Here is a 1528-nt window from a genome sequence, read left to right on the forward strand (position 1 = left end):
AGCAGACGTCGTGTCCGGCGGTCGGGGCCGCGGTGTCCACGAAGGTGGCGCCGTTGGCGGCGGCGGTGGACTTCAGCATCGCGTTGAGCTCGCCCAGTACGCCGTGCAGGTACGGGACGTCGCCCGGGGCGATCGGCTGGCGGAAGACGCAGGACGCGCCGTCCGCCGGCAGCACGGACGGGTAGCCGACCAGCAGCACCCTGGCGTTCGGGGCCTTGGCGTGGATCCGCTTCAGCACGTCGGCGACCTGCGGCCGGGCCGCCTCGATCCGGTCGGCCAGGTCGTCGTCGCCGTACTGCCAGGACCAGCTGGACCAGTCCCAGTGGCCGTGGTGGAAGACGTCCTTGCAGGGGGTGCCGAGCGGGTTGACCACCGCGCCGGCGATGCAGGTGGCGACGAGGTCGCCGAGCCCGAGGTCGGTGACGCCGAGGTCGTTGCCGCCGATGCCCAGGGTCACCAGGTCGGTGTCGGGGGTGACGGCGTCCAGCTGCGGGTCGTTGACCCGGATGAACGCGTCGTACTGGGCCTGCGTCATCGCCTTCACCTTGGCGGCCGCGCAGGTGACGTCGGTGTAGTTCGCGGCCTGGAGCGCGGCGGCCACCAGGTGGCCGTAGTTGCGGTCCGAGCGCAGGCAGAGGCCGGCCGACTGGCCGGGTACCCCGGCGCCGGCGGCGTAGGAGTCGCCGAGCGCGACGTAGTGGCGCGGCGCGGGGGTGGCGGCCTGCGCGCTGGTGGAGGTCAGCGCGAGCGCGGCGCCCACTGCGGCGGCGCCGAGCAGGGCGGACTTCCGGGAGTTCCGGGGGGTCCGGGAGTTCGGCGAGGAGTTCCGGGCGGGGTGGGGGCCGGGGGCGGTGCCGAGTTTCCGGGCAGGGCGGAGCACGGTTCCTCCTGGGGGAGAGAAACGACGGTGGGTGGGGGTCGTGCCAGCCGCGGCCACAGCTACTCACAGGTAAGTTACTTCCAGGTTTCGTGGGCGTCCATGCCTTCCACCGAAATTTCCGAAATTCCGTCAGATGGTATTTCGAATTTCGCTCCACGGTGTATCGGAGGTATTTCCGGTACGCGGTGGAGCGAAATTGCCCGCGGGTCCGGTTACCGGCCGGTTGACTGGCCGTCGCCGCAGGCCGCAGTATCGGGCGCACGCCGCAGTATCGGGCGCACACCGCACTGCCGGAGCACCGATGGAGGATCCCGCATGGCCCTGGACGCCGACGTCATCGTCATCGGAGCCGGACTCGCGGGGCTCGCCGCGACCGCCGAACTCGCCGACGCCGGACGGAAGGTGATCCTGCTCGACCAGGAGCCCGCGGCCTCGTTCGGCGGCCAGGCGCACTGGTCCTTCGGCGGCCTCTTCCTGGTCGACTCGCCCGAGCAGCGCCGGATGCGGATCCGCGACTCGCACGCGCTCGCCTGGCAGGACTGGCTCGGCACGGCCGGCTTCGACCGCACCGAGGACGCCTGGCCGCGCCGCTGGGCCGAGGCCTACGTCGCCTTCGCCGCCGGCGAGAAGCGGGCCTGGCTGCGGGGG

At 72.3% G+C, this 1528-nt stretch carries 2 protein-coding genes; one reads left to right on the forward strand and one right to left on the reverse strand.

Annotated elements, in window-relative coordinates; translation table 11 throughout:
- The coding region (locus MCM47_RS40540; protein WP_238951809.1) for an SGNH/GDSL hydrolase family protein at positions 1-880 on the reverse strand (880 nt) is incomplete at its 3' end.
- 315 nt (positions 881-1195) lie between these two features.
- On the opposite strand from MCM47_RS40540, the gene MCM47_RS40545 reads away from it, so the two are divergent.
- On the forward strand, positions 1196-1528 hold a 333-nt coding region (locus tag MCM47_RS40545; RefSeq protein WP_238951810.1), incomplete at its 3' end, for an FAD-dependent oxidoreductase.

The sequence above is a fragment of the Kitasatospora sp. A2-31 genome (assembly GCF_022288725.1).
In the GTDB taxonomy this organism is placed as follows: Bacteria; Actinomycetota; Actinomycetes; order Streptomycetales; family Streptomycetaceae; genus Kitasatospora.